Source organism: Pseudomonas putida (genome assembly GCA_041071465.1).
Classification (GTDB): Bacteria; Pseudomonadota; Gammaproteobacteria; order Pseudomonadales; family Pseudomonadaceae; genus Aquipseudomonas; species Aquipseudomonas putida_P.
In genome coordinates this window covers 5,433,549-5,456,998 of record CP163498.1, presented here as the reverse complement: position 1 = coordinate 5,456,998, position 23,450 = coordinate 5,433,549, and the positions used below count along the sequence as shown (strand labels likewise).

Annotated in this window: 23 protein-coding genes and 2 pseudogenes; 8 read left to right on the top strand and 17 right to left on the bottom strand. The window is 61.9% G+C overall.

The window, feature by feature from the left end; all coding sequences use genetic code 11:
* Positions 1–52 precede the first annotated feature (52 nt).
* Positions 53–1,618, top strand: coding sequence for a malate dehydrogenase (quinone) (gene mqo / locus AB5975_25095; protein XDR19738.1), 1,566 nt, complete (start codon positions 53–55; stop codon positions 1,616–1,618).
* Here the strand turns inward: mqo and AB5975_25090 are convergent.
* Genes AB5975_25090 through AB5975_25070 form a run of 5 tightly spaced genes read right to left on the bottom strand, consistent with a single transcriptional unit; the run spans position 1,599 to position 6,476 of the window.
* Positions 1,599–3,125 (bottom strand): ArnT family glycosyltransferase, encoded by a 1,527-nt coding sequence (locus tag AB5975_25090; GenBank protein XDR19737.1) that lies wholly within the window; start codon positions 3,123–3,125, stop codon positions 1,599–1,601. The two genes, mqo and AB5975_25090, sit on opposite strands and share 20 nt — an antisense overlap.
* Positions 3,126–3,129: 4 nt before the next feature.
* Positions 3,130–3,402, bottom strand: coding sequence for a lipid-A-disaccharide synthase N-terminal domain-containing protein (locus AB5975_25085; GenBank protein XDR19736.1), 273 nt, complete (start codon positions 3,400–3,402; stop codon positions 3,130–3,132).
* Positions 3,399–4,142 (bottom strand): glycosyltransferase family 2 protein, encoded by a 744-nt coding sequence (locus AB5975_25080; protein ID XDR19735.1) that lies wholly within the window; start codon positions 4,140–4,142, stop codon positions 3,399–3,401. The genes AB5975_25085 and AB5975_25080 overlap by 4 nt, the downstream gene beginning before the upstream one ends.
* 34 nt (positions 4,143–4,176) lie before the next feature.
* Positions 4,177–5,151 (bottom strand): NAD-dependent epimerase/dehydratase family protein, encoded by a 975-nt coding sequence (locus AB5975_25075; protein XDR19734.1) that lies wholly within the window; start codon positions 5,149–5,151, stop codon positions 4,177–4,179.
* Positions 5,139–6,476, bottom strand: coding sequence for a UDP-glucose/GDP-mannose dehydrogenase family protein (locus AB5975_25070; protein XDR19733.1), 1,338 nt, complete (start codon positions 6,474–6,476; stop codon positions 5,139–5,141). The genes AB5975_25075 and AB5975_25070 overlap by 13 nt, the downstream gene beginning before the upstream one ends.
* 244 nt (positions 6,477–6,720) lie before the next feature.
* Between AB5975_25070 and AB5975_25065 the strand changes: the two genes are divergently transcribed.
* Positions 6,721–7,767, top strand: a complete 1,047-nt coding sequence (locus tag AB5975_25065) for a class I SAM-dependent methyltransferase (protein XDR19732.1) — start codon at positions 6,721–6,723, stop codon at positions 7,765–7,767.
* Positions 7,768–7,824: 57 nt separating this feature from the next.
* On the opposite strand, the gene AB5975_25060 is transcribed toward AB5975_25065, so the two are convergent.
* From AB5975_25060 to yghU, 6 genes and pseudogenes are all read right to left on the bottom strand, one after another.
* Complete coding sequence (locus AB5975_25060; GenBank protein XDR19731.1) at positions 7,825–9,069, bottom strand: saccharopine dehydrogenase family protein; 1,245 nt, start codon at positions 9,067–9,069, stop codon at positions 7,825–7,827.
* Between the two features lie 33 nt (positions 9,070–9,102).
* A complete protein-coding gene (locus AB5975_25055; GenBank protein ID XDR19730.1) occupies positions 9,103–10,200 on the bottom strand; it encodes a carboxynorspermidine decarboxylase in 1,098 nt (365 codons plus the stop codon).
* Positions 10,201–10,385: 185 nt separating this feature from the next.
* Complete coding sequence (locus AB5975_25050; GenBank protein ID XDR19729.1) at positions 10,386–11,303, bottom strand: pyridoxal-phosphate dependent enzyme; 918 nt, start codon at positions 11,301–11,303, stop codon at positions 10,386–10,388.
* Positions 11,300–11,974, bottom strand: coding sequence for a transcriptional regulator (locus AB5975_25045; protein XDR19728.1), 675 nt, complete (start codon positions 11,972–11,974; stop codon positions 11,300–11,302). The genes AB5975_25050 and AB5975_25045 overlap by 4 nt, the downstream gene beginning before the upstream one ends.
* A gap of 184 nt (positions 11,975–12,158) precedes the next feature.
* A pseudogene (locus AB5975_25040) lies at positions 12,159–13,861 on the bottom strand (amidase).
* Positions 13,862–14,001: 140 nt separating this feature from the next.
* A complete protein-coding gene (gene yghU, locus AB5975_25035) occupies positions 14,002–14,841 on the bottom strand; it encodes a glutathione-dependent disulfide-bond oxidoreductase (GenBank protein ID XDR19727.1) in 840 nt (279 codons plus the stop codon).
* Between the two features lie 199 nt (positions 14,842–15,040).
* Between yghU and AB5975_25030 the strand changes: the two genes are divergently transcribed.
* Entirely contained in the window at positions 15,041–16,087 is a 1,047-nt protein-coding gene (locus tag AB5975_25030) for an alpha/beta hydrolase family protein (GenBank protein XDR19726.1), read from the top strand.
* On the opposite strand, the gene AB5975_25025 is transcribed toward AB5975_25030, so the two are convergent.
* The 4 genes and pseudogenes from AB5975_25025 to AB5975_25010 form a co-directional block, all read right to left on the bottom strand.
* Positions 16,049–17,242, bottom strand: coding sequence for an MFS transporter (locus AB5975_25025; GenBank protein XDR23029.1), 1,194 nt, complete (start codon positions 17,240–17,242; stop codon positions 16,049–16,051). The two genes, AB5975_25030 and AB5975_25025, sit on opposite strands and share 39 nt — an antisense overlap.
* A 195-nt stretch (positions 17,243–17,437) precedes the next feature.
* Positions 17,438–19,024 carry an ABC-F family ATPase gene (locus tag AB5975_25020; protein ID XDR19725.1) on the bottom strand — a complete coding sequence of 529 codons (1,587 nt, stop codon included), beginning with the start codon at positions 19,022–19,024 and terminating at the stop codon, positions 17,438–17,440.
* Between the two features lie 20 nt (positions 19,025–19,044).
* A pseudogene (locus AB5975_25015) lies at positions 19,045–19,289 on the bottom strand (site-specific integrase).
* A 5-nt stretch (positions 19,290–19,294) separates the two neighbouring features.
* Positions 19,295–19,984 carry an SOS response-associated peptidase gene (locus AB5975_25010; GenBank protein ID XDR19724.1) on the bottom strand — a complete coding sequence of 230 codons (690 nt, stop codon included), beginning with the start codon at positions 19,982–19,984 and terminating at the stop codon, positions 19,295–19,297.
* A 244-nt stretch (positions 19,985–20,228) separates the two neighbouring features.
* Between AB5975_25010 and AB5975_25005 the strand changes: the two genes are divergently transcribed.
* The 5 genes from AB5975_25005 to AB5975_24985 all read left to right on the top strand — a co-directional run bounded on the left by AB5975_25005 (position 20,229) and on the right by AB5975_24985 (position 22,645).
* A complete protein-coding gene (locus AB5975_25005) occupies positions 20,229–20,516 on the top strand; it encodes a hypothetical protein (GenBank protein ID XDR19723.1) in 288 nt (95 codons plus the stop codon).
* Between the two features lie 376 nt (positions 20,517–20,892).
* On the top strand, positions 20,893–21,033 hold the full coding sequence (locus tag AB5975_25000) for a hypothetical protein (GenBank protein ID XDR19722.1): 141 nt from the start codon (positions 20,893–20,895) through the stop codon (positions 21,031–21,033).
* A gap of 156 nt (positions 21,034–21,189) precedes the next feature.
* Positions 21,190–21,558: a hypothetical protein gene (locus AB5975_24995; GenBank protein XDR19721.1), complete on the top strand. Its 369-nt coding sequence runs from the start codon at positions 21,190–21,192 to the stop codon at positions 21,556–21,558.
* Between the two features lie 162 nt (positions 21,559–21,720).
* The gene (locus AB5975_24990; GenBank protein ID XDR19720.1) at positions 21,721–22,242 is read left to right on the top strand and encodes a DapH/DapD/GlmU-related protein; all 522 of its coding nucleotides are present in this window, start codon (positions 21,721–21,723) and stop codon (positions 22,240–22,242) included.
* 94 nt (positions 22,243–22,336) lie between these two features.
* Positions 22,337–22,645: a hypothetical protein gene (locus AB5975_24985; GenBank protein ID XDR23028.1), complete on the top strand. Its 309-nt coding sequence runs from the start codon at positions 22,337–22,339 to the stop codon at positions 22,643–22,645.
* A 237-nt stretch (positions 22,646–22,882) separates the two neighbouring features.
* Here the strand turns inward: AB5975_24985 and AB5975_24980 are convergent, their stop codons facing one another.
* Positions 22,883–23,098, bottom strand: coding sequence for a hypothetical protein (locus AB5975_24980; GenBank protein ID XDR19719.1), 216 nt, complete (start codon positions 23,096–23,098; stop codon positions 22,883–22,885).
* Positions 23,099–23,201: 103 nt separating this feature from the next.
* Positions 23,202–23,402 carry a hypothetical protein gene (locus tag AB5975_24975; GenBank protein XDR19718.1) on the bottom strand — a complete coding sequence of 67 codons (201 nt, stop codon included), beginning with the start codon at positions 23,400–23,402 and terminating at the stop codon, positions 23,202–23,204.
* Positions 23,403–23,450: the final 48 nt, after the last annotated feature.

The window sequence follows — 23,450 nt, the reverse complement described above, 5'->3', positions numbered from 1 at the left end:
CAGCTAAGCTTGTGGCTGAACTTATGGATAGGCACGAGGCACGGGAGAGGTTATGAAGATCACCATCAAGCCGAAACTGGCGCTGGCCGGGCTGGCCTTGGCAATCGGCATGCTCAATGCCCAGGCTGCGGAAACCAGAAAGGTCGATGTGCTGCTGGTGGGCGGCGGCATCATGAGTTCTACCTTGGCCGTGTGGCTCAACGAATTGGAGCCAGGCTGGTCGATGGAGATGGTCGAGCGCCTGGACAAAGTGGCTGAAGAAAGCTCCAACGGCTGGAACAATGCGGGTACCGGCCATTCGGCCCTGGCTGAGTTGAACTACACCCCGGAAAAGGACGGCAAGATCGACATCAGCAAAGCGGTGGAGATCAACGAGTCGTTTCAGATCACCCGGCAGTTCCTTGCTTGGCAGGTGAAGCAGGGGGTGCTGAAGAACCCGCATTCGTTCATCAACACCACCCCGCACATGAGCTTTGTCTGGGGCGATGACAATATCCGCTTTTTGAAGAAGCGCTACGAGGCCCTGCAGGCCAGCCCGCTGTTCAAGCCCATGCAGTACTCCGAAGACCATGAGCAGATTCGCAAGTGGGTACCGCTGATGATGGAGGGCCGCGACCCTAACCAGAAGCTGGCGGTGACCTGGACGCCGATTGGCACCGACGTCAACTTTGGCGAGATCACCCGGCAGTACGTGGGTTATCTGCAGACCCGACCGAACTTCGACCTCAAGCTGTCGAGCGAGGTGCAGGACATTACCCGCAACGGTGACGGTTCCTGGCACGTCGAGTACAAGAACCTCAAGGATGGCAGCAAGGCGGCCACCGATGCCAAGTTCCTGTTCATTGGTGCCGGCGGTGCCGCGTTACCGCTGCTGCAGAAGTCGGGTATCGACGAAGCCAAGGACTATGCCGGTTTCCCGGTCGGCGGCTCGTTCCTGGTCACCGACAACCCGGCCATCGCCCAGCGGCACATGGCCAAGGCCTACGGCATTGCCGCCACCGGTGCGCCGCCCATGTCGGTGCCACACCTGGACACCCGGGTGCTCGATGGCAAGCGCATGATCCTGTTCGGGCCGTTCGCCACATTCTCGACCAAGTTCCTCAAGCAAGGCTCGCTGCTCGACCTGCTTGCCAGTACCAGCGTGCACAACGCTTGGCCGATGGTGCGGGTAGGGGTCCGCGAGTTCGACCTGGTGCAGTACCTGATCGGCCAGGTGTTGCAGTCCGACAATGATCGCTTCGAAGCACTGCGCACCTACTTCCCCGAGGCGAAGAAGGAAGATTGGCGGCTGTGGCAGGCGGGCCAGCGGGTGCAGATCATCAAGAAAGACGAAGCTCTCGGTGGCGTGCTCAAGCTCGGTACCGAGGTGGTGACGTCCAAGGACGGCAGCATCGCCGGCTTGCTGGGGGCCTCGCCTGGTGCTTCGACCGCACCGCCCATCATGCTCGATGTGCTGAACAAGGTGTTCAAGGACAAGGTGGCCTCGCCCGAGTGGCAGGCGAAAATCAAGCAAATCATCCCGTCCTATGGCATTCGCCTGAACGACCACCCGGACCAGGTGCAAAAGGAGTGGGCGTATACCAACGAGGTGCTGCAACTTAGCCCTCCTGCGCCTTAGCCCAGGTGAAGTGGTAGACGTGGTCGGGGGCAGTGGCGCGGCACTGGCCGTTGTCGGCATCGGCACCGACCACATACCACTCGGCCCGCGAGGTCTCGCCCAGCTTGCGGGCCTTGTCGGCGTTGAAACAGCGGCCCAGCTCGGTGGCTGGAACCAATGCGAACGCAGAGGGGTGCTGGCGCAGCCAGTAGGCCGCCGCATCGGCTTTGGGTTGGCCCGTGAAGCCGAAATGCACGATGGGTTGCCGGGCGAACAGCCAATGGCCCTCGCGCCAGTTGACCAGCACCAGTTCAGCACCGTCGGTGGCTTGAGCGGCGTCGCTCATCAGCGTGTCATGCGGGTTGCGGCCTTCCTTGATCGGCTCGACGAAGCCTCGGGCGAACCACAGGGCGAACCATGTCAGGGCTACGGTAGTGAAGGCCCTGCGCCAACCCGGCCGGCGCTGCCACCAGCGCTTGAGCAGCCAAGGCACCAGCGGCGCCATGGCCAGTACCAGGCCAGGCAGGGCCGGGAAGATGTAGAGCTTGCGCTTGCCGCTGCTGAGGCTGAAAAACAGCAGCACCAACGCCACCCAGCCGAGTAACAGCAGGAAGCGGCCATCGCGTTTTTGCAGTTGCCGGCGCCAGGCCGGTATCAGCCAGGGCAGGGCCAGTATCAGGGGCAGCCAGTACTTGGGGATGACCTTGACGAAGAAGTACCAGAACGGCTCGCGATGGTCCCAGGCATTGGCGTAGCGGCTGGCGGTCTGGCGCAACAGGATTTCTTTCAGGTAGGCCAGCTCTGCCGCGCCACCGCCCTGGGCGATCGACACCAACAGTGGCAGCAGCCACACCGCGCAACCGGCCAACAACCACAGCAGCCCCAGGCTCCAGCGCCATCCCTGGCCCGGCATCGCGACCACGCCGTGCCAGCGCTGGCGTACTGCCCAGGCGTAAGGCAGCAGCATCAGCGCCGGGACAAAACCCACACCCTTACTGATGATGCCCAGGCCCATCGCCGCGCAGGCCAGGTAGAACCAGCCCCAGGCGGGCCCCAGCAGCAGGTGGCGCAGCATGCCGTAGAAGCCGAGCGCCACCCACAGGCACAGAAAACTGTCGATCTGCCCGGTGCGCAGGATGCTGTAGCTCTGGTAGGTGGCCAGGAACAGCAAAGCTGCGATTACGCCGATGCGCCGGTTCCACAGGCGCCGCCCGAGGTCATGCAGCACCCAGGTGATGGTCGCCGCCGACAGCAGCCCTGGCAGATAGAGGGCAACCTTGGGTGAGCCGGTCAGGTAGCTGAACAGTGCCACGGTCCACATGAACAACGGTGGCTTGTCGCCGTAGATCTCCGCGGCCCGGTGCGGGATGAACCAGGTGCCGCTCTGCAGCATTTCCAGGGCCACGCCGAGAAAGCGTTCTTCATCGACATTCATTGGCTGGCGCCAGCCGATACCGGCGCCCACCAACAACACGGCGAGGGCGATCAGGGCCAGGCGTTCGGCCGCAAGCGTCTTGAACTTTGGCAAAGGCCTATTCCTTCTGTTCCTGATGGCGGGCAATCAGCTGCAGGTTGCGCAGGTAAACCAGAAAGCCGAAGCTTTGGCCGATGATGAATACCGGGTCCTGGCGGTAGATGGCGTAGGTCAGCAGTAGTGCGCTGCCGAGCATGCTCAGGTACCAGAAACCCACCGGGATCACGCTGCGGCGCTTGAACTCGCTGTACAGCCACTGCAGCACGAAACGCCCGGTGAAAACGGCCTGGCCGGCAAACCCGACGATCAGCCACAGGGTTTCGCGGGTCATCCTTCAAGCTCCTGCGGGTGGCTGTCCAGGCGGGTTCGGCGGATCAGCCACCACACCCCGATCAGGTCGAGGATGCCGACCAGGGCGCGGTCCAGGTTGCCGTATTTGGAGACACCCGCGTGGCGTGGCCGGTGATTGACCGGGTGCACCAGCATGCGGCCGTTGTGGCGCAGGATCAGTGCCGGAATGTAGCGGTGCATGTGGTCGAAGTAGGGCAGGCGCAAGAAGGCTGCACGCTCGATCAGCTTCAGCCCGCAGCCGGTGTCGGGCGTGGCGTCCTTGAGCAGGCGGCTGCGCAGGCCATTGGCGAAGCGCGAGGCCCAGCGTTTGCTGGCGCTGTCACGCCGGTTGACCCGGTGCCCGGCCACCAGCTTGACGCCGCCGGCCAGGCCCTGGTTGGCACGCACCAGGGCCAGCATGCCGGGGATGTCCGCCGGGTCGTTCTGGCCGTCGCCATCCAGGGTCGCCAACCAGTGGCCGCGGGCCGCCTGGGCGGCATGCCACAGAGAGGTGCTCTGGCCCTGCGAGCGTTCGTGACGCAGGATGCGCAATTGCGTGTAGCCCTGGCTTTTCAGTTGCTGCAATACGCTCAAGGTGCGGTCGCTGCTGCCGTCGTCGACCACCAGCACCTCGTAGCGTTCGGCGGTGAGTGCAGCGCGTATCTCCATCAGCAGTGAAGGCAGGTTGTCGACCTCGTTCTTGGCGGGGATCAGTACCGAGAGGTCAAGTGGATCTGTCATGAGGCTACCTGTGATCATGTTGTTATTACGTGGATCAAACCCGGTAGAAATCCCGGTACCAGCCAACGAAAGCGTTGACGCCGTGCTCCAGCGACGTGCCTGGGGAGTAGTCGATCCAGCGTGCCAGTGAGCCGACATCGGCCCAGGTCTCCAGCACGTCGCCCGCTTGTAGCGGCAGGTAGTCGCGCTGGGCCTTGATGCCCAAGGCGGCTTCCAGGCATTCGACGAATTGCAGCAGCCTTACCGGCTGCCCACGGCCGATGTTGAACAGTTGGCAGGGCGGCTGCCCCTCGGTCGGCCGGGGTGGTTTCAGGCGCAGGCGCACGATGCTTTCGACGATGTCGTCGATGTAGGTGAAGTCGCGGCCCATCAGGCCGTTGTTGTAAACCTCGATCGGCCGTCCTTCGAGCATGGCGCGGGTGAACTTGAACAGCGCCATGTCGGGCCGGCCCCAGGGGCCGTAGACGGTGAAAAAGCGCAGGCCGGTGGTTGGTATCCGATACAGGTGCGCGTAGCTGTGCGCCATCAGTTCATTGGCACGCTTGCTGGCGGCGTACAGCGAAACCGGCTGCTCGACCGGGTCATCGATGCTGAACGGCAGCTTGGCATTGGCGCCGTACACCGAGCTGCTGGAGGCGTAGATCAGGTGGCGTGGTGGCTGCTGGCGGCAGGCTTCGAGGATGTTGAGGAAACCGACCAGGTTGGCCTGCCCGTAGGCGCCAGGGTTGTCCAGCGAATAGCGCACCCCGGCCTGGGCCGCCAGGTGGATCACTTCACTGAACGCCTGCCTGGCGAACAGCTGTTGCAGGTCGGCGCTGTTGGCGATATCGAGGGTTTGGAAGCGGAAATTGGCGAAGCCGAACAGCCGTTGCAGGCGCGCCAGTTTCAGCTCGACGCTGTAGTAGGCATTGAGGTTGTCGATGCCGACCACATCGATGCCTGCCTCGCACAGGCGGCGAGCGACATGGAAGCCGATGAAGCCGGCCACGCCGGTAATCAGTACGGGCATGCTGGCTGCACCTGGCCGCGACCAATACCGTAATAGGTGAGGCCGGCGGTGGCCATGTGCTCGGGCTCGAACAGGTTGCGCCCGTCGAATACCACTCGGTCGGCCAATTGTTGCGGCACTTTTTCCAGGTTGAGCACGCGGTAGTCCTGCCACTCGGTGATGATTACCAGCGCATCGGCACCCTCCAGTGCATCGTCCTTGCAGGGCACCAGTTGCAGGTCGGCGCGCGGGCCGTAATGCCGCAGGATTTCTTCCATCGCCTGCGGGTCATGGGCCTGTACCCGCGCGCCAGCGGCCCACAGGGCCTCCAGCAGGACCCGGCTGGAGGCCTCGCGTATGTCGTTGGTGTTGGGCTTGAACGACAACCCCCACAAGGCAAATACCTTGCCCCGCAGGCCACCGGGATAATGCCGCTGGATCTTGCTGAACAACCGGCCCTTTTGATGTTCGTTGACCGACTCCACCGCACGCAGCAACTGCGGCTCGAAGCCTTCAGCCTCGGCGCTGCGGCGCAGGGCTTGCAAGTCCTTGGGGAAGCACGAGCCGCCAAAGCCGCAACCGGCGTAGATGAAGTCATAGCCAATGCGCGGGTCGGAGCCGATGCCACGGCGCACCATCTCGATATCGGCCCCCAGGTACTCGGCCAGGTTGGCGATTTCGTTGATGAAGGAGATCTTGGTCGCCAGCATGCAGTTGGCCGCATACTTGGTCAGCTCGGCGCTGCGCGCATCCATGGTCATAAGCTTTTCGCGGTTGCGGCTGAACGGCAGGTACAGCTCGCGCAGCAATTCCACTTCGGCCGGTTCGGCGCCGCCGATGATGATGCGGTCCGGACGCATGCAATCATCCACGGCCGAGCCTTCCTTGAGAAATTCCGGGTTGCTGATGACCTGGAAACGACTGGTGTCGGCCACGGCCTGGGCTATACGCGATTTGATGCGGTGCACCGTGCCGACTGGCGCGGTGGATTTGTTGACGATCACCTTGGCGCCGTCGGCATGTTCGAGGATGCTGTCGACCACGGCAAAAACGTGCTTCAGGTCGGCGCTGCCATCGGCTTGTGGCGGAGTGCCGACTGCGATGAACTGCAGCCTGGCGAAGTGAACTGCTGCCCTGGCATCCGTGGTGAAACGCAGGCGACCGCAAGCCAGGTTTTTCTCCAGCAGCGGCGCAAGGCCGGGCTCGAAGATCGGGCAATGGCCTGCACTGAGGTTGGCAACTCGTTCGGCATCGACATCCATGCACAACACCGAATGGCCCACCTGGGCCAGGCACACTGCCTGGGTGAGGCCGACATAGCCAGTACCGAAAACCGTGACTTTCATCTAACAGCTCCTTGATAAGAAAGCTGAAAAAAAATGTCACATTGTTGTTTAGGAATTGTTACCCAGCGGATGATTCCGTGGGCTGCGCGGCCGCGATGCCACTTCACCTGGGGAGACCATCTAAACTTACAGACGGCTCGCGGTCATGTGTTTCAACGCGATCCGTAACCCTTGAACCGACCACCGCCTCCCAGGAGCGGATGTCCCTCGCTGGCGATGGCCTTCTTGCAGAGGAGGGCAGGTCATGGACGAGGCAAGGCTTCACGATTTCATGGGCAAGCTGGTGAACGACATGGGCGCAGCGGCGACACTGGCCAATGTCATCCTCGGCGATGAGCTGGGGCTGTACCGGGCCATGGCCGACAGCCAGGCGGTTACCCCCGAGCAACTGGCGGAAAAGACCGGCTGTCATCCGCGGTTGGTGCGCGAATGGTTGAATGCACAGGCGGCATCGGGCTATGTGGTGCATGACAAGGGCCGCTTCGTACTGCCTGAAGAGCAGGCCATGGCCCTGGCGCTGGAGGATTCCCCGGCTTACATGGCCGGCGGTGCAGCCGTGGTGGCGGCGCTGTTCCATGACAAGGACAAGCTGGTAGCCGCCATGCGCGGCGATGGCGGGCTGGCCTGGGGCGACCACCATCCGTGCATGTTCAGCGGCACCGAGCGGTTCTTCCGGCCGGGGTACCGCACCTTTCTGGTGGCCAATTGGCTGCCGGCGCTGGAGGGTGTGGTGGCCAAGCTGCAAGCGGGCGCCAAGGTGGCAGACGTGGGGTGCGGCCATGGTGCCTCGACGCTGGTCATGGCGCAGGCGTTTCCGGCGTCGACCTTCGTGGGGTACGACTATCACGGGCCTTCGATCGTCACCGCCAACCAGCGTGCACGTGAGGCGGGCTTGGTGGAGCGGGTGGGTTTCCAGCAGGCCAGCGCCAAGGACTACCCTGGGCATGACCACGACCTGGTTTGCTTCTTCGACTGCCTGCACGACATGGGTGACCCGGTGGGGGCAGCCAAGCATGCCTATCGTGCTTTGAAACCTGACGGCACGGTGATGTTGGTAGAGCCTTATGCCGAGGACTCGCTGGACGGCAACCTGACGCCGGTCGGGCGGTTGTTCTATGCGGCGTCGACGTTCATCTGCACGCCAAACTCGTTGTCGCAGGAAGTGGGGCTGGGGTTGGGCGCGCAGGCCGGCGAGGCGCGTTTGCGGGCAGTGTTCGAGGAGGCGGGGTTCAGCCGGTTCCGGCGGGCGACGCAGACGCCGTTCAACCTGATTCTGGAGGCCCGCAAGTAGGGGCCTGGCCTGCAAAAGCAGAAGGGGCGCCCTGTTGGCGCCCCTTCTGTTTACGGCTTAGGCTTCAGCGTCCCAAGGACGATCGCCTTTTTCATCTTTGACGCGGGTCGGCAAGCCCATCACATCCAGCGCCTTGAGGAACGGCTCTGCTGGCAGCTCTTCGACGTTGACCATGCGCTTGGCATCCCATTCACCACGGGCAACCAGCAGGGCGGCAGCCACTGGCGGTACACCGGCGGTGTAGGAAATGCCCTGGCTGTCGGTCTCGGCGTAGGCTTCTTCGTGGTCGGCCACGTTGTAGATGAACACTTCGCGCGGCTGGCCATCCTTGGTGCCTTTTACCAGGTCACCGATGCAGGTCTTGCCGGTGTAGCCAGGGGCCAGCGAGGCTGGGTCTGGCAGTACGGCCTTGACCACTTTCAGCGGTACCACTTCCAGGCCTTCGGCGGTTTTCACCGGTTGCTCGCTGAGCAGACCCAGGTTTTTCAGCACGGTGAACACGTTGATGTAGTGCTCGCCGAAGCTCATCCAGAAACGCACGTTCGGCACGTTGAGGTTCTTCGAAATCGAGTGAACTTCATCGTGGCCGGTCAGGTACAGGTTTTGCGAGCCTACCACTGGCAGGTCGTCGGTACGCTTGACCTCGAACATGGTGTTGCTGGTCCACTGGCTGTTCTGCCAGCTCCACACTTGCCCGGTGAACTCGCGGAAGTTGATTTCCGGGTCGAAGTTGGTGGCAAAGTACTTGCCATGCGAACCGGCATTGACGTCGAGGATATCGATCGAATCAATGCTGTCGAAATACTGCTGCTGCGCAAGCTTTGCGTAGCTGTTCACCACACCCGGGTCGAAACCGACGCCGAGAATGGCGGTAATGTTCTTTTGTTGGCACTCTTCGAGGTGTTTCCACTCGTAGTTGCCGTACCACGGCGGGGTCTCGCAAATTTTGCCCGGCTCTTCGTGGATGGCGGTGTCCAGATAGGCGACACCGGTATCGATGCAGGCACGCAGCACCGACATGTTGAGGAAGGCGGAACCCACGTTGATCACGATCTGCGATTCGGTTTCGCGGATCAGTGCCTTGGTCGCCTCGACATCGAGGGCGTTGAGCGAGAAGGCCTGGATGTCGGCGGGTACCTTGAGGCTACCCTTGGCCTTGACGCTGTCGATGATGGCCTGGCATTTGGAGATGTTCCGTGACGCGATAGCGATACGACCCAGTTCGTCGTTATGCTGTGCGCACTTGTGGGCCACCACCTTGGCGACACCTCCTGCACCAATGATAAGAACGTTCTTCTTCAATTTACCCTTTGCTCCTTACTTGGAAAGCCGGTCTTACGACAGGCTGGAAACGTAGTCTTCAAAACCGAACTCGCGGACGACTTCGACGCTGCCGTCGAGTTGCTTGACCACGATGGAAGGCATTTTCAGACCGTTGAACCAGTTTTTCTTGACCATGGTGTACCCCGCCGTGTCGATGAACGACAGGCGATCGCCAATGGCCAACGGACGATCGAATTGGTACTCGCCGAAGATGTCACCGGCCAGGCACGACTTGCCGCAGACCATATAGGTGTGCTCGCCGTCGTTGGGGGCCATCTTGGCGTTGAGGCGGTAAATCAGCAGGTCGAGCAGGTGCGCTTCGATCGAACTGTCGACCACGGCCAGGTGCTTGCCGTTGTACAGGGTGTCGAGCACGGTCACTTCCAGCGAGGCGCTGTTGGTGATGGCGGCTTCGCCGGGTTCCAGGTACACCTGCACACCGTAGGTTTGCGAGAAGGCCTTGAGGCGCGCGCAGAAGGCGTCTACCGCATAATCTTCACCGGTGAAGTGAATGCCGCCACCGAGGCTGACCCACTCGACCTTGTGCAGCAGGTGGCCGAAACGCTCTTCGATGTGCGTGAGCATCTTGTCGAACAGGCCGAAGTCACCGTTCTCGCAGTTGTTGTGGAACATGAAGCCGGAGATCTGTTCGATCACCTGTTCGATCTTGGCCGGGTCCCGTTCGCCCAGACGGCTGAACGGGCGGGCCGGGTCGGCCAGCAGGTAGTCGGAGCTGCTGACCTGCGGGTTGACGCGCAGACCACGCACTTTACCTTCGGACTGTTCGGCAAAACGCTGCAGCTGGCCGATCGAGTTGAAGATGATCTTGTCGCAGTTCTCGAGCATCTCCTCGACCTCGTCGTCGGCCCAGGCCACGCTGTAGGCGTGGGTTTCGCCGGCGAACTTCTGGCGGCCGAGCTTGAGCTCGAAGAGGGAGGACGAGGTGGTGCCGTCCATGTACTGCTGCATCAGGTCGAACACCGACCAGGTGGCGAAGCACTTGAGGGCGAGCAGCGCCTTGGCACCGGAGTGTTCACGCACGTAGGCGATCTTCTCCATGTTGCTGAGCAGCTTGGTTTTATCGATGAGGTAATACGGCGTCTTGATCATTTAAAGGCCCCCGGCCAGGCCGGCCAAAAAAAGGACACGCATTGTGCCTTCACTTGCCGCAGACCGAAAGGGTGGGATACGCATTTCGTCAGGGTTGACGCCATTGCGAGGGCAATTTCGGTTGCGGCGGGCCTAGTAGATCAGGTGCATATGACTATCGTAATCACCACCGACAGGTGGCAGCTTCAATCTGCCTGCCGCAACCACGCCTGAATTTGCTCAAGCGTTGCCGTAGCGCCGCCACACACCACCACCAGCACATTCTGGTATTGCGCCAGGGCGCCCGGCGCATACGCTAATGCCAATGCTGCGCCACAGGCGGGTTCCACCAGCAGGCGATGGTCCAGCAGGAATCGCTCACAGGCCTCCAATGCCGCACGATCGGTGACCAGGTGGCTGTGTACCGGGTGTTGCTGTGCGCAGGCTAGCGCCTGATCGGCGACCCGCTTTGCCCCCAGCGAGGTCGCCACCGAGGCGATGCGCTCCAGCTCAACCGAATGCCCCGCCTGAAGGGCCGCGTGCAGCGACGCGGCGCCATTGGTTTCCACCGCCAGCACCGGTACATCACCCCAGCCATTGCGCTGCAGCCCCTCCACCACGCCGCTGAGCAACCCGCCACCGCCTACCGACAGCACCACGGCGTCCGGTTTCACGCCGGCTTCGGCGACTTCATCGATCAGGCTGGCATGCCCGGCCCACAGCAGCGGGTCGTCAAACGGGTGGATAAACGCATCATTCGGCCCTACCAAGGTCTGCGCCAGTGCGTTCGCCTCCTGCCAGGAACTGCCATGCACCACCACGTTGGCGTCTTCCAGGCGCAGCAACTCCTTGGCCCGCTCGGTAGTGGTCTCGGGGACGACCACGGTCACCGGCACACCCAGCTTGCGGCCCGCATAGGCCACCGCCAGGCCGGCGTTGCCGCCCGAGGAAGAGATGAACTGCCGGGCGCCACGGGCTTGATGCACTTCGCAGGCGTGGCCCACCCCACGCAGCTTGAACGAGCCGCAAGGTTGCAGGGCGTCGAGCTTGAGCCAGATGTTTCGGCCCGCGACCAACGACAGCGAGCGGGATTCGATCAGGGGTGTGTGGATATGCAAGGTCATTGGCTGGCTCCGCGCAGTTGTTCAAGGTAGTTGTAAATGGTGTAGCGGGTTACGCCGAGGGCACTGGCGGCCTTTTCCACGCCGCCTTTGACGATGAACAGGCCGCGCTCCTGCATGACCTGTACGGCCTCGACCTTGGCCTGTTTGTTCATCCGGCCCTGGCCGCTGCGTTGCAAGGCAGCCTGAATGATCTCGCTCATCAGCAGTTCCATGTCGGCGGGTTCGTTGACGGCAGGCGTGGCCCCCAGCGGTTGGAACTGCTGGAGAAAGCTCATGGCGGCGTCCAGGCCGGTGACGTCGGTGTTGACGCAGAGGCTGGCGAAGGGGTGGCCGTTGCTGTCGCGAAAGATTGCGGTGGCGCTGCGCAGCGTGCGGCCCTTGAGCGTGGTGGGGTAGTCGGGCAGTACCACCGGCTCGCAGCCATGCTGCTCGGCCGAGGCCTGCATCAGCGCCTTGAAGCCTTGGTCCTGCTCCGGGGCGGCGAGGATCGGGCTGCCGACGCTACGGCCGGAGAGATGGCCGTTGACGATCGCCACCACGGAATGCTCCGGGTGGTCCAGGTCGTGCAGCAGGATTTCCATGTTGCGTGCGGCAACGCTGCCCAAGGCCTGGATGGCGGCTTTGAGCACGGTGAGGGTGAGGTGGCGTTCTTCAGCGGGGGGAATGGGCATGGCAAATTGCACAATTCAACTTTTTGTGCATTTTTACACAAAAAGTTGAATTGTGCGATTTGCTTTTTCAGGCCCATTCGCGGGCAAACCCGCCCCCACAGGATCGCCACAAGCCTTGAGACCTGCGCAGTACCTGTGGGAGCGGGTTTGCCCGCGAATGGGCCGCAAAGCGGCCGCTGTAAATTCAGCCCAGAGCTGGAGTGCGCGGCGGGATCATGCGGCGCGAGCCGGTCGCCTCGAAGGCCGCACCAAAGCTCAGCAGCGCATTGTCGCTGTAGGCTCGGCCGGCAAAGGTCAACCCCACCGGCATGCCGATATCGGCCATCACGCCCATTGGCACGGTCACGGTCGGTACGCCCAGGTGGCGGATCGCCAGGTTACCGTTGGCCACCCAGATGCCGTTGCTCCAGGCGATGTCCGCCGACGCCGGGTTGACGTCGGCGTCAGCCGGGCCAACGTCCGCTACGGTTGGGAACAGCACCGCATCCAGGCCCAGCTTGTCCATCCAGTCTTCCAGGTCCAGCTTGCGGGTCTGCTCCAGGCCGCGCAGGCCATCTGGCAGGGTCTCGATCTGGTCCCAGGTCTTCAGGCCGCGCTTGGCCATGTTGACGTACTCGTCCATGCCCGCCGCCAGGTCGTCCTCGCGGTTGGGCAGGGTGCCTGGGTCGTGTGGGAAATCTGTGGGCCATCGACATCGGCCAGGCGGTTGAGCTTGGGGTCGTCATTGGCACGCAGGAAGTCGTCGAAGCCCCAGCCCGAAAGCTCCCACAGTTCGTCATGGAGGAACTCCTTGCTGACGATACCGCGGTTGTAAACGGTCGGTGCGCCCGGGCGGTCGCCTTCGCAGTTGGACACCAGCGGGAAGTCCACTTCCAGCACTTGCGCACCGGCCGCTTCCAGGGCCTGGCGCGCTTGCTGCCACAGGTCGATGACCGTGGCGCGGGTGTTGATGCGTTGGCCAGTCGGGCCGCCGATGCCTGGTTTTTCGGAGGTACCGGCCTCGGTGTCGGCATTGATGTACATGCGTGGCACGCCAAAGCGCTTGCCCTTGAGCGCGCTGGCATCTACCGCCAGGTCCAGGTACGACGCCGGGCGCACCTTGGAGGCCGCCGGAATCGGCACCCACGGTTGCAGGCGCCACAGGTCGCCGCGCTTGTCGACGTCATCGGCGACCACCACGTCGAGAATTTCCAGCAGGTCGGCCATGGTGCGTGCATAAGGCACCACCACGTCCATGGTCGGGGTCAGCGGCCAGTTGCCACGCACCGAAATCACCCCGCGCGATGGGGTGTAGGCGCACAGGCCGTTGTTGGACGCCGGGCCACGGCCGCTGGACCAGGTTTCTTCGGCCAGGCCGAAGGCACTGAAGCTGGCGGCGGTGGCGGTGCCGGCGCCGTTGGACGAGCCCGAGGCGAACGGCGCGGTCAGGTAGTTGGCGTTGTAAGGGCTTTCGGCGCGGCCATAGACACCGCGCTGCATGCCACCGTTAGCCATGGGCGGCATGTTGGTCTTGCCCAGGCACACGGCACCCGCGGCGCGCAGGCGCTCGATGGTGAAGGCGTCGCGCTGGGCGACCAGGTTCTTGAAGGCAGGGCTGCCGGAAGCGGCAGTCAGGCCCTTGACCAGGTAGCTGTCTTTGGCAGTGTAGGGAATGCCGTCCAGTGGGCTCAGCACCTGGCCCTTGGCACGGCGGGCGTCGGAGGCCTCGGCCTCTTTCAGCGCCTCCGGGTTGCGTACCACTACGGCGTTCAGGGCCGTGGCCGTGTCGGCGCCATCGTAGGCATCGATACGTGCCAGATAGGCCTTGACCAGCTCGACCGCCGTCGTGCGGCCCGACTCGAGCGCGTCGCGCAGCGCGGCAATGGAAACCTCGGTTACCTCGATCATGCGTTCACCAAAAAAATGTGCAGGTGGGGGCTAGTGCGAGGAGTGTACAAGAAGGGCTTGGTGGGCGCAGGTTTGCGCAGGGGCAAATGGTTTTATGCAGGCGGGCATTGTCGGGGTCGCGCAGCGACCCCGGCCAGCAGTTAATCCAGGTCTGCCGCTGAATGGCGCTCCGGCACCTGGCTGTCTTCATCGCCCCAGGTACGGTTGACACGGGTACCGCGTTGTACCGCCGGGCGCAGGGCAATTTCCTCGGCCCAGCGCTGTACGTTGGGGTATTCGTCAACCGCCAGGAACTCAGCGGCGCCGTACAAGTTGCCGCGCACCAGCTGGCCATACCAAGGCCACACGGCAATGTCGGCGATACTGTACTCCTCGCCGCCCAGGTAGCGGCTCTCGCCCAGACGGCGGTCGAGTACATCCAGTTGACGCTTGGCTTCCATGGTGAAGCGGTTGATGGCGTACTCGAATTTTTCTGGGGCATATACGTAGAAGTGGCCAAAGCCACCGCCCAGGTAGGGTGCAGCGCCCATCTGCCAGAACAGCCAGTTCAGGCTCTCGGTACGTGCAGCTGGCGATTTTGGCAGCAGTGCACCGAACTTGTCCGCCAGGTACAGCAGGATCGAACCCGATTCGAATACCCGTACAGGCGGTTCGACGCTGCGGTCGAGCAGGGCAGGGATCTTCGAGTTGGGGTTGACCTGGACAAAGCCACTGGAAAACTGGTCGCCTTCGCCGATGCGGATCAGCCAGGCATCGTATTCGGCATTGGCGTGGCCCAAGGCGAGCAGTTCTTCAAGGGCAATGGTGACCTTCACCCCATTGGGCGTGGCAAGGGAATACAGCTGCAGCGGGTGCTTGCCTAGCGGTAGCTCCTTGTCGTGAGTCGGGCCGGCAACCGGGCGGTTGATGCTGGCGAACTGGCCGCCGGACGCTGCGTCGTTGCGCCAGACCTTGGGTGGCACGTAGGCGGGCTTGCTCATGCATGAATCTCCTTCATTGGCGCGAAACGGTCACGTAAGACGTGGACCTGCATCTATGCCACGGGTTCGACGCAATGCGCAAATGCATAGGGCGCAAGCGCGACATGCATGACGGCGTTTTCATCCAGTTTTCATCCGGCACAGGCCCGGCCGGTTTTATGCTGGGCCATCACTTCGCCCTGCAAGGAACCGCCGGCCGATGACCATTCCTCGCTGCTTGTTGGCGCTGGCTCTGCTCGGCGGCCTGTTGGCCCGCGCCGAAGCCGCGCCCTGGGTTGCCGGCCTGCACCACATGACCCTGGCCGACCCGGTCGATAGCCGCCCGATGCAAGCGTTGGCGTTCTACCCGGCCAATGGCGCAACCCGGAGCAGCCGCATAGATGGGTACCCGGTCGAAGTGGCCGAAGAAGCGCCCGTTGCCATGGGCCGGTTCCCGTTACTGGTACTGTCTCACGGCAATAACGGCAGCCCGTTGGCCTTGCACTACCTTGCCACGTCGTTGGCGCGCCAAGGGTTCGTGGTGGTCGCGGTGGTGCACCCAGGGGACAACGCGCGCGACCACAGTCGCCTGGGCACCCTGAGCAATCTTTATGGGCGGCCGCTGCAAGTCAGCGCCGCCATTAGCGCTGCACGCGATGATGCCGTGGTCGGGCCCTATCTGAATGAAGGCAAGGTGGGCGTGATCGGCTACTCGGCAGGCGGCGAAACCGCGTTGATCCTGTCTGGCGCGCGCCCTGATCTGGATCGGTTGCGTCAGTATTGCCTAGAGCGCCCGAATGACGCTGACGCCTGCAAGACCCACGGCATACTGATCGCCGACCGCAGCGAGCTCGCGCCTGAGGCTGATCCGCGAGTGGGTGCCGTGATGTTGATGGCGCCGCTAAGCCTATTGTTCGGTCGTCATGCACTGGCCGGGGTGCAGATACCCGCGCTGATCTACAGCGGCGACAGCGATCAACTGGTGGCCGTGGACCGAAATGCCGAAGCCTTGGCCCGCAAGCTGCCAGTCACGCCAGACTATCGCCTGTTGGCCGGTGCCGGGCATTTCGTGTTCATGGCCCATTGCGATGCCGAGCAATATGCGCGGATGCCGGCGCTGTGCAAGGACGCCGACGGCGTCGACAGGCGGCATATCCATCGCTCGCTGCAACGTGAAACGGCAGCATTTTTCAGCCAGGCTTTGGGGGCACCAGAGCCCGCCGAACGCTCAGCTGCGACGGGCACGCCGCGCCAGCAGCAACGTTAGGCCGACCCCGGCCAGGGCGAGCAGGGCCGCCACGCAGAAAATCGAGGCATAGCCCAGGTGCACGGCTACGGCCCCCATCACGGGGCCGGCGATGGCCAGCGCCATGTCGAAGAACACCGCATAGGCACCCAACCCCGCGCCGCGGCTGCTGCTGGGCACCTGCTTGATCGCCTCCACGCCCAGTGCCGGGTACACCAGCGAGAGCCCGAAACCGGTCAGCCCGGCGCCAACCAGCGCCCAGGGCGGCGAGGGCGCCAGCCACAGCAGGCACAGGCCGAGCACTTCGGTGGCCATGCAGGCTACTGCCACGTTGTAGCCACCAAAGCGGTTGACCGCGTTGACGAACAGCAGCCGCGAAATGATGAAGCACACACCGAACGCACTCAGGCACCAGGCCGCGCCTGCCCAGCCGCGCTCGAGGTAGTAGAGGGTAACGAAGGTGGTCAGGGTGCCGTAGCCGATCGAGGCCAAGGTCAGGCCCAGGCCACACGGCGCAACCCGGCCGAACGCTGACCAGAAGGGCAGACGCTCGCCGCGTACCACTACCACGTCGGGGCGCTTGCGCAGCACCAGCAGAGCAAGGGTTGCCAGTACCAGCAAGGTCGGCCCCAGTACGCTGAAGTCCAGCCCGTCCACGGCCAGTACGCCCAGCGGTGCACCGATGGCGATAGCGCCATAGGAGGCGATACCGTTCCATGAGATCACCCTGGCCGTGTGCTCGGGGCCGACCTGGCTGATGCCCCAGCTCAAGGTGGCCACCCCGATCAACCCTTGGGCGACACCCAGTAGCAAACGCCCGCCGAGTAACAGGGTCAGGCTCAGCAGTGGGGCGCTCAAGGTCCAGGCCGAGAACAACGTCAGCACACCGCAACCGGCAATCCCCAACAGGCCGAAGCGGATGGCCCGTTTACCACCCAAGGTGTCCGCCACCTTCCCCGCAAACGGGCGGCTAAGCAGCGTGGCCAGGTATTGCAGGCCAATCGTTACCCCAGCGATCACTGCGCCAAAGCCGAGTTGGTCGTGCACATAGCTGGGCAGTACTGCAATCGGCAAGCCGATGCAGAGGAAGGCAATGAAGGTGTAGAAAACGATCGACAGGATCTGCAGTGTGATGTGCAGCGTATTGCTGGTGGGGGCGGGTTGTTGCGCGGTCATGGGCTCTTCGCGGGCGGGCGGTTGGGCGTGGCCCATCATGGCCGCTGCGCGAAATAAATGAAAGCAGGCTAACGAATTATTCGTCGGGGGATACCCACCTTCAGGATTGGTAGCAGGTACTTCACCTGTAGGAGCAGCCTTGTGCTGCCAAGAGGCCGGCCCAGCCACCTCAGATGGCCAGGCCTTACCCGTCAATCAGACCAATACGCCCTGGCTACGCAGGTAATCGTCATAGGTACCGCTGAAGTCCACCACGCCATCGGGCGACAGCTCGATGATGCGCGTGGCCAGCGACGACACGAATTCGCGGTCGTGGCTGACGAACAGCAGGGTGCCTGGGTAGTTTTCCAGCGCCAGGTTCAGCGCCTCGATCGATTCCATGTCCAGGTGGTTGGTCGGCTCGTCCATTACCAGCACGTTCGGCTTCTGCAGGATCAGCTTGCCGAACAGCATGCGACCTTGCTCACCACCGGAAATCACCTTCACCGACTTGAGGATTTCGTCGTTGGAGAACAGCATCCGCCCCAAGGTGCCGCGGATCACTTGCTCGCCGGAGGTCCACTGGCCCATCCAGTCGAACAGGCTCAGGTCGTCTTCGAAGTCGTGGGCGTGGTCCTGGGCGTAGTAGCCCACCTCAGCGCTGTCGGTCCACTTCACCGAGCCTGCATCCGGGGTCATTTCGCCAACCAGGGTGCGCAGCAGGGTGGTTTTGCCAATACCGTTGGGGCCGATGATTGCAACGCGCTCGCCCGCTTCGACGGTAATGTCGAAGTTCTTGAACAGCACCTTGTCGTCGAAGGCTTTGGCCATTTTTTCGACGACCACTGCCTGGCGGTGCAGCTTTTTCGTCTGCTCGAAGCGAATGAACGGGCTGACGCGGCTGGACGGCTTGACCTCGGCCAGTTGAATCTTGTCGATCTGCTTGGCACGCGAAGTCGCCTGCTTGGCTTTCGAGGCGTTGGCCGAGAAGCGGCTGACGAAGGTCTGCAGCTCGGCGATCTGGGCCTTTTTCTTGGCGTTGTCCGACAGCAGTTGCTCACGCGACTGGGTGGCCGCGGTCATGTACTCGTCATAGTTGCCAGGGAACAGGCGCAGTTCGCCGTAATCCAGGTCAGCCATGTGGGTGCAGACGCTGTTGAGGAAGTGCCGGTCGTGGGAAATGATGATCATGGTGCTGTTACGCGCCGTGAGGATCGTTTCCAGCCAGCGAATGGTGTTGATGTCCAGGTGGTTGGTCGGTTCGTCGAGCAGCAGCACGTCCGGGTCCGAGAACAGCGCCTGGGCCAGCAGTACACGCAGCTTCCAGCCCGGTGCCACTTCGCTCATCGGGCCGAAGTGCTGCTCCAGCGGAATACCCAGGCCCAGCAGCAGTTCACCGGCACGGGATTCGGCGGTGTAGCCGTCCATTTCAGCGAATTCGGTTTCCAGCTCGGCGACGGCCATGCCGTCTTCCTCGGTCATTTCCGGCAGCGAGTAGATACGGTCACGCTCGGCCTTGACCTTCCACAATTGGCCGTGGCCCATGATCACCGTGTCGATCACGGTGAATTCCTCGTAGGCGAACTGGTCTTGGCGCAGTTTACCCAGGCGGGTGTTCGGCTCGAGCATGACCTGGCCACCGGACGGCTCCAGGTCACCGCCAAGGATTTTCATGAAGGTCGACTTGCCGCAACCGTTGGCGCCGATCAGGCCGTAGCGGTTGCCGTTGTTGAATTTGACGGAAACGTTTTCGAACAGCGGCTTGGAGCCGAACTGCATGGTGATATTAGCGGTGGAGATCAAAGGGCTTACCTATCAGTAACTTACGACGCTGGGCTTTCAGCTGATACCGATTTGATACCAATCTTGAGGTTTTCCAGCTCGCTCCAGTCGGAGCTTGAGTTAAGCCAACGGGCATACGTCGACAGCAGCATCTGAACGCTGTGACCCAGCTGTTGGGCGATAAATGCGGGGTTGAGGCCGGACATTGAGCGTATTGTCGCATAGGTGTGACGGCAGTTGTATGGGGGCGACGCCTGATCCCCAATTCATTCAGCTCGGGCACCCACGGTTTTACGTATTCGGCATTGATAGGGGCCGATCAATCGGGAGGATCAGTCCGGCGCCCTGATTACGCACATTGCCGACGGCAGTGCTCACCCGATACCACTCGAAGGCCTCGGCCGGTTCGCTTAGGTTGAGCACCAGTTGCTCTGCATGCTCGCTTGGCATGCCCGCCGCGATCCACTCGCATGCCAGTTCTGGCGAAAGCACGACAGGCCTGCGGTCGTGCACGTCAACCATTCCTCCCTGGGCGTCGGCGGTAATGATCACGAAGCCGTCGTGCTCGTTGCCAGCAAACTGGCCGATGGACGCGCAAAGGGCAGGGCGCCCGTCACGCCGATGGATGAAGTACGGCTGCTTCTTCGGGCCGCCTTCATCTTTCCACTCAAACCATCCGTCCACTGGCGTGATTGCCCGGTGTGGCCAGATCGCACGGAAGAACGCGCCGTGCGCCACCTTTTCGACCCGAGCATTGATCGGCGCAGCACGGTCAGTCGCCCAGTGCGGCCGCCATCCCCACCTCACCAAGTCAGCGCGCGGGCCTGCATCATCCTCCCGCAGCACTGCCACCGGCATGGTCGGCGCGACGTTGTACCGTCCGAGCGCCTGGTCGCCGACATTGTTGCGCCAGGCCTCTGGCATGCTCAGGGTCTCAACGAAGTCATGGATCCCGCGGTACTGGCTCAGCCTTCCGCACATTCCCATTCCTCCTACTGGAGCACAAAGGATAGCCCGCCGGGCGGTGCTGGCCTGCGCGCAATAGTTTTTGAGCCGGCTGGAAATGGCTGCACGTTGAGACGCAGGTTATCTGGAGCCACGGGTAGCAGCCATTTGCCCCATGGCAGGCTCGTCAAACGGGTGGGCCTTCTGCACAATGAGGCCGTGCAGGTAGTGCAGCGTGGTTTATCACTCGCCCCCCGACAACCACAGGAGGACACCGTAGATGAAGCGTTTGTTACTTGGCATCTTGCTCCTGGCGTCGGGCACTGCCCACGCCGGCATTCCGCTGTTGAACGCGACGTGCCCCGGAAACATCGAGGTTCATGCCGACAAGGGCGGGCCGATCTATATCAATGGCAAGGAAGGCAAACTGAAAAAATTCAACGACAACTACTACGAAGCCAAAGGCAGCGGGTTAACGGTATCGTTGTCGATCAATCCGGATGGCTCGCCTGACGTCTCATATACCGGCAAGAACAAAGCCAATGGTGTATGCCAGGTCAAGGACTAATTGCCCCACCTGTTTGCTTGGCTCCACCGGCGCCCGCAGGCTCCACCCAGTAGATGGAACGGGAATTGCTGTAGTCCTGAGACATTGATCATGCGGAGTACGCAGAAATGACTCAGGATGACCGCTATTACATGATTTTCGGCGTGGTTGCTGTGTTGGTGCTGGACCTGGCGGCAACTTACGTGTTTCTCAATGCCATTGCCTGACCCCTGTTATGGGTACGCCATACGCGTAATCGGGGCCAACCGCAGCCAGGGCCGCCGGGTAAATGAAATTATGCATGGAAGATGACCAACGGCCTGCGCCTGCCTGAACATCCCAACCCCGTGCGGTCCAACTCAGGGAAGGCATGGCTTCGCCCGCCGGAGGTTCGCACATGAAACGCAAGACTGCATGGGTTGTGGTGTTGTCCGGTTTGTTGTTGCTCAGTGGTTGTTGGCCGTACTGGCACGACGGCAGGCATCACCGCCATTACTATGACGGAGACCGTGGCGGGCAGGAATACCGTCGCTACTGATGCAGGGCGCGAGGGGTACGCCCCAGAACCTATATAGCAAACAAACCTAATGCCCGGTTGTCATTGAGCAGTAACATGGGCATAAGAAAACCAAAAAATGGGCAGGCTGCTTGGCAACACTTTCCCAGTTTTCGATGGGGGGCAGGAGCGTGTCGCGTGAAGAGCTCAAGATCGCTTGCCGGCGCAATACTGGTGTCCGGGTTTGCCACGTTGTTAATGGCAGGCTGCGCACAAAACCCTGATGTGCGTGACAGCCACGATTATACCGCTGGCACGACCGCGAAAAGCCCACCCGCGTATCTGGGGTGCGTCAAAGGCGAACTTCCAGGGCATGTGAAAACCTATGAAGTCGATGGCGATAACTCGGTCAAGCTGTTCATCGAAAGCACCGACCCCGACAAGGCTGATGGTCTTGTAGAATTGCGCGGCACGGGAACCCAGCACCAGTTCACGGCTTATCAACGTGATGCCTGGTACGACCACGGCAGGTTGCTGGATGCCGCGCTGATGTGTTCAAAAGCGTGATCATTCAACCGACGAAACAAAAAAGCCCGCCGTCCAGAGCGGGCTTTTTGCCAATGGGCCGCGTAAACTCGCGTGCTCAAGAAATGGCAGGAGGCACCGATAAGCTGCCTGCTAGTGTCTCGCTGACGCGATCAACACCATTACCACTGTCGGATGTCTCGCTTGCTCCTATTCGTCGCAAAACTCAAAAAACACCTGTCTCCGCGTCAGTTCATGCGCCTGCTGGATACCCATGACCTGGGTAAAAAACAGTTGAATCGCCTATTGGCCAAAACCGGTGTCCGTACCCAAAGCCATGTAGTCATTCGCCCGCCGTTCTACTTCGAGCGCGGCAACCTTGAATTGGGGCAGGGCGCTTTCATCAACAGCGGGTGCGTGCTCCTCGACGAAGCAACTATCCGCATCGGCCGCATGGCCATGCTTGGCCCGCAGGTGCGTTTGTGTACGACCAGCCACGATATCAACCCCCAGCGGCGCAAGGACAATGACTACATCGCCCCGATTACCGTGGGCGACAATGCCTGGATTGGCGCGGGTGCCGTGGTATTGCCTGGCATCAATATTGGCCATAACAGCGTGATCGCGGCGAACAGCGTGGTAACCGAGGATGTTCCGCCCAATGCGCTGTATGCCGGCTCACCGGCAAAGTTCAAGAAGTGGCTGGTGGAGCCGGAGCTGGCTTGAACCGCGCCGTTTTTGCATTTGCTGGCCCCGCCCGCGATAATCGTCGCATTTGAATGGAGAACAGCGGGTGGAAGCAAGAAGCGTTGTCGCCGAAATGTTCATTGGGATCCCGACGCATTTTTGGGTGTTGCCGGTTGCTGGCCTGGTTGCTTACTACGGCCTGAAGTGGTCCGCCAGGCTCGGCAATCGTGCCACTTGGCTGCAAGCCTCGACCTACTTGTCATTGCTGGCGCTGGCTGTGCTGCCCAACGGCTTTTATGCCCTGTTTCCGCCCGCGCCTGACCCGGATGTGCTGTTGAATCACGCACCGCTGCCCAACTATGCAGGGCGCTTCTACCTCGATGCATTCTATGTCTTCAGTGGTTGGGCGCTGAGCAAAGTGTTGAAGCTCAAGTTCAGCTGAGTCGCTGTCCGGTTACCACATGGTAACTGGAGCATTAATTGCAAGCCCCCAGAGAAAGTGGTGCATTTGGGGGAACGGCAATGCTTACTGAAGACCTGTACGTCATGGCCCTGTTTGTAGGCAGTGTACTGGCCTTGGATGTTGCGGCCATCGTACTGTACCGGGGAGCCAAGCCCTGACCCCGCGTTTGGGGGCGGCGCCTTGAACCGGGTAGATTTCCCGTTCAGATGCCTATCATCAAGCACCTTCAATGTCGTCGATTCTTGCGGCCACGGCGCGCAACTCGTGCGCCACCACATCGATGGACCTGATGTGCGCGGTAACATCGAGCTCGCTCGGAGAGCTACCTCGCGCCGCCATGAACCTGGCGTGGCCACTCATGGCTTGGCTGAGTTTGTCCAGGTGCTCGGCAGTTCTGACCAGGTCTGACTTGATGTTGTGCAGCGTCTCCATAGTGCTAAAGGCCTTCCTTGTCTTCTGCTTCGACGGGCCTGTGAGCATCGCCTCAGGGCGGGGTGAAACGCAATAGCTGTGTGAAAGGCGCTTGCTTGGAACTTCAGCTTTTCTCCTGCACCTGCAGCACCGAGCCCTTGTCGTCGGTCACCAGCAAGCCGCTGGTGTGGGTGCCGTTGGATTGTTGCTCGGCCAGTGGCACATCCGAAGAACGAAAGATGCTACGGCCCTGTTCACCGGTTTTAAGGGTGATGAGTTTGCCGTTCTGATAGAAGAACAGCGTGCTGTTGGCGTTATTTTGCATGGTAGGTTTCCTTGCCGAGTCGTAGTGATGCCCCATGGGCAGTTTCAC

What these genes read in the sequence shown, in the direction of transcription:
- mqo (XDR19738.1), top strand. Translation starts at nt 53, where the DNA reads ATGAAGATCACCATCAAGCCGAAACTGGCGCTGGCCGGGCTGGCCTTG.
- AB5975_25085 (XDR19736.1), bottom strand. Translation starts at nt 3,402, where the DNA reads ATGACCCGCGAAACCCTGTGGCTGATCGTCGGGTTTGCCGGCCAGGCC.
- AB5975_25080 (XDR19735.1), bottom strand. Translation starts at nt 4,142, where the DNA reads ATGACAGATCCACTTGACCTCTCGGTACTGATCCCCGCCAAGAACGAG.
- AB5975_25075 (XDR19734.1), bottom strand. Translation starts at nt 5,151, where the DNA reads ATGCCCGTACTGATTACCGGCGTGGCCGGCTTCATCGGCTTCCATGTC.
- AB5975_25070 (XDR19733.1), bottom strand. Translation starts at nt 6,476, where the DNA reads ATGAAAGTCACGGTTTTCGGTACTGGCTATGTCGGCCTCACCCAGGCA.
- AB5975_25065 (XDR19732.1), top strand. Translation starts at nt 6,721, where the DNA reads ATGGACGAGGCAAGGCTTCACGATTTCATGGGCAAGCTGGTGAACGAC.
- AB5975_25055 (XDR19730.1), bottom strand. Translation starts at nt 10,200, where the DNA reads ATGATCAAGACGCCGTATTACCTCATCGATAAAACCAAGCTGCTCAGC.
- AB5975_25050 (XDR19729.1), bottom strand. Translation starts at nt 11,303, where the DNA reads ATGACCTTGCATATCCACACACCCCTGATCGAATCCCGCTCGCTGTCG.
- AB5975_25045 (XDR19728.1), bottom strand. Translation starts at nt 11,974, where the DNA reads ATGCCCATTCCCCCCGCTGAAGAACGCCACCTCACCCTCACCGTGCTC.
- yghU (XDR19727.1), bottom strand. Translation starts at nt 14,841, where the DNA reads ATGAGCAAGCCCGCCTACGTGCCACCCAAGGTCTGGCGCAACGACGCA.
- AB5975_25030 (XDR19726.1), top strand. Translation starts at nt 15,041, where the DNA reads ATGACCATTCCTCGCTGCTTGTTGGCGCTGGCTCTGCTCGGCGGCCTG.
- AB5975_25025 (XDR23029.1), bottom strand. Translation starts at nt 17,242, where the DNA reads ATGACCGCGCAACAACCCGCCCCCACCAGCAATACGCTGCACATCACA.
- AB5975_25010 (XDR19724.1), bottom strand. Translation starts at nt 19,984, where the DNA reads ATGTGCGGAAGGCTGAGCCAGTACCGCGGGATCCATGACTTCGTTGAG.
- AB5975_25005 (XDR19723.1), top strand. Translation starts at nt 20,229, where the DNA reads ATGAAGCGTTTGTTACTTGGCATCTTGCTCCTGGCGTCGGGCACTGCC.
- AB5975_25000 (XDR19722.1), top strand. Translation starts at nt 20,893, where the DNA reads ATGAAACGCAAGACTGCATGGGTTGTGGTGTTGTCCGGTTTGTTGTTG.
- AB5975_24985 (XDR23028.1), top strand. Translation starts at nt 22,337, where the DNA reads ATGTTCATTGGGATCCCGACGCATTTTTGGGTGTTGCCGGTTGCTGGC.
- AB5975_24980 (XDR19719.1), bottom strand. Translation starts at nt 23,098, where the DNA reads ATGGAGACGCTGCACAACATCAAGTCAGACCTGGTCAGAACTGCCGAG.
- AB5975_24975 (XDR19718.1), bottom strand. Translation starts at nt 23,402, where the DNA reads ATGCAAAATAACGCCAACAGCACGCTGTTCTTCTATCAGAACGGCAAA.